Consider the following 2,907-nt stretch of genomic DNA (forward strand, 5'->3'; position numbering starts at 1 on the left):
CCACCGGCTTCGGCGGTACTCGCCGCGCCCGGCGCCGGTCGGGGGCGGGTCAGCCCTCGTCGGGCAGGCTCCGGCGCAGCCGTGCGTACTCCTCGGCCATCGTCGCGAGAGTCCAGTGCGCGTTCAGGCCACTGGGATTGGGCAGTACCCACACCCGCGTCGAACCGATCCCGGCCGGCTGCGGCCCGGTGGTCGCGCGCCGGTCGCCGAACGCCGTCCGGTACGCGGTGATGCCCACCACCGCCAGCACCCGGGGCCGGAAGCGGAGCACCTTCTCCACCAGCAGCCGGCCGCCCTCGCGGAACTCCTGCGCGCTCACCTCGTCGGCCCGCGCCGACGCCCGCGCCACCACGTTGGTGATGCCCAGGCCGTGGTCCAGCAACTCCCTCTCCTCCGAGGGGGCCAGTTGCCGCGGGGTGAAGCCGGACGCGTGCAGCACCGGCCAGAACCGGTTGCCGGGACGGGCGAAGTGGTGCCCCGTCGCGGCGGACATCAGGCCGGGGTTGATGCCGCAGAACAGCACCCGCAGATCCCCAGCGAGGACGTCGGGCACCAGCCGGTCGCGGGCGGCGGCGAGCTCCTCCGGGGTCAGAGGATCGCTCCGGGACGGTAGGCGGCCGCCTCCGGGTGGCGCTTGGCGACCTGCTCGACGCGGGAGACCACAGCCGCCACCTGCTCACCGGCCGCGCCGGTGAACGACAGGCGGTCGGCCATCAACGCGTCGAGCGTGTCGCGGTCCAGGGGGACGCGCTCGTCGCCGGCCAGTCGGTCCAGCAGTTCGTTGCGGGCGGCGCCGGCCCGCAGCGCCAGGGCCGAGGCCACCGCGTGCTCCTTGATCACCTCGTGCGCCAGTTCCCGGCCGACCCCCGCGCGCACCGAAGCCATCAGGACCTTGGTGGTCGCCAGGAACGGCAGGTAGCGGTCGAGTTCCCGGGCCACCACCGCGGGGAACACGCCGAACTCGTCCAGCACGGTCAGGAACGTCTCCAGCAGGCCGTCGAACGCGAAGAAGGCGTCGGGCAGCGCGACCCTGCGTACGACCGAGCAGGAGACGTCGCCCTCGTTCCACTGGTCACCGGCCAGCTCGCCGACCATCGACGCGTGCCCGCGCAGGATCACGGCGAGGCCGTTGACCCGCTCGCAGGACCGGGTGTTCATCTTGTGCGGCATCGCGGACGAGCCGACCTGGCCCTCCTTGAAGCCCTCCGTGACGAGCTCCTGGCCCGCCATGAGCCGGATGGTCTTCGCCAGTGAGGAGGGGGCGGCGGCCAGCTGCACGAGGGCGCTCACGGCGTCGTAGTCGAGCGAGCGCGGATAGACCTGGCCGACCGAGGTGAAGGTGTGGGAGAACCCCAGGTGCGCGGCGATCCGCTGTTCGAGCTCGGCCAGCCGGCCCGCGTCACCGCCCAGCAGGTCGAGCATGTCCTGCGAGGTGCCCACCGGGCCCTTGACGCCGCGCAGCGGGTAGCGGCCCAGCAGTTCCTCCAGGCGCGCGAAGCCCACGAGCAGCTCGTCGGCCGCCGACGCGAACCGCTTGCCGAGGGTGGTGGCCTGCGCTGCCACGTTGTGCGAGCGGCCCGTCAGCACCAGCGCGGCGTGCTCGCCGGCCAGCGCGCCCAGCCGGGACAGCAGCGCGACGGTGCGGTCGCGCGCCAGCTCCAGGGAGAGCCGGATCTGGAGCTGCTCGACGTTCTCCGTCAGGTCGCGGGACGTCATGCCCTTGTGGATCTGCTCGTGACCGGCGAGCGCGTTGAACTCCTCGATCCGCGCCTTCACGTCGTGGCGGGTGACCTTTTCGCGTTCCGCGATCGAGGCGAGGTCGACGTCCTCCAGGACCCGCTCGTAGTCGGCGAGCGCCTGCTCGGGCACGTCGATGCCCAGGTCCTTCTGGGCGCGGAGCACGGCGAGCCACAGCCGCCGCTCCAGCGTCACCTTGTACTCGGGGGACCACAGGACGGCCAGCTCCGCGGAGGCGTAGCGGTCGGCGAGGACGTTCGGGATGCGCGGCTTGTCAGTCACGCCTCCGGATTCTACGGGGTGTCCTCGCAGGCCAGCGGCGCCAGGTCGGGTCGCTTGGGTGTGCGTCCGTCACCGGAGGAGCGGCCGGTCAGCCGGCGTCCGATCCACGGTGCCAGGTGGCGGCGGGTGAAACGCAGGTCGGCAGCCAGGCGGGAGTGCCAGGCGGCCCGTCCGGAGGGCGGCAGCACGGCGTTCCAGTCGTGCTCGGCGGGCTGCCCCAGGTGCTGCCAGACCGCCTCGGCCACCCTGCGGTGTCCCTCGTCCGACAGGTGCAGGCGGTCGTCCGCCCACAGCCGGGGATCACCGAGGGCGGGGGAGGCGTAGAGGTCCACGACGGTCGCGCCGGTGCGGGCGGCGAGGTCGTCGATGAAGGCGAACAGCTCCTCCATCCGGGTGCGGTAGCGCTCCAGCACCGGTCCGCGGCGCCCGGGGCTGCGCATCAGCACGAGCCGGCCGCAGGAGGGTGCCAGCTTCTCCGCCGACTCCTCCAGCAGTCCGCACACCCTGCCCATGTCGCAACTGGGCCGCAGCACGTCGTTGAGCCCGCCCACGAGTGTCACCAGGTCGGCGTTCATGGCGGCGGCCGGCTCGACCTGCTGCTCGGCGATCTGCTGGATGAGCTTGCCGCGCACTGCCAGGTTGGCGTACCGGAAGTCGGGGTCGCGCGCCCCGAGCCGGGCGGCGAGCAGGTCGGCCCAGCCCCGGTAGCTGCCGTCGGGCCGGACGTCCGACATGCCCTCGGTGAACGAGTCGCCCAGAGCGACGAAACTGCTGATCTGCGGTGCGGTATCCATGGCCGGACCATGGTAACGGGCAACCGGTTGCCCCGGGCAATGAGCTTTGTGGCAGTGGCGGGCCGCCTCCCGGCAGGCCGGAGCCCGCCGGGAG

At 72.9% G+C, this 2,907-nt stretch carries 3 protein-coding genes; all 3 read right to left on the reverse strand.

Annotation, left to right across the window (positions count from 1 at the left end; genetic code table 11):
- Positions 1-49: 49 nt before the first annotated feature.
- From mug to ACYVE9_RS21365, 3 genes are read right to left on the reverse strand one after another with little or no spacing between them, the layout of a single operon-like run.
- Complete coding sequence (gene mug, locus ACYVE9_RS21355; RefSeq protein ID WP_461029507.1) at positions 50-592, reverse strand: G/U mismatch-specific DNA glycosylase; 543 nt, start codon at positions 590-592, stop codon at positions 50-52.
- Positions 589-2,019, reverse strand: a complete 1,431-nt coding sequence (purB, locus tag ACYVE9_RS21360; protein ID WP_461029505.1) for an adenylosuccinate lyase — start codon at positions 2,017-2,019, stop codon at positions 589-591. Before purB ends, mug begins: the two co-directional genes overlap by 4 nt.
- A gap of 11 nt (positions 2,020-2,030) precedes the next feature.
- On the reverse strand, positions 2,031-2,813 hold the full coding sequence (locus tag ACYVE9_RS21365; protein ID WP_461029506.1) for an SGNH/GDSL hydrolase family protein: 783 nt from the start codon (positions 2,811-2,813) through the stop codon (positions 2,031-2,033).
- Between the last annotated feature and the right edge of the window lie 94 nt (positions 2,814-2,907).

Source organism: Streptomyces sparsus (assembly GCF_054776295.1).

What these genes read in the sequence shown, in the direction of transcription:
- ACYVE9_RS21365 (WP_461029506.1), bottom strand. Translation starts at nt 2,813, where the DNA reads ATGGATACCGCACCGCAGATCAGCAGTTTCGTCGCTCTGGGCGACTCG.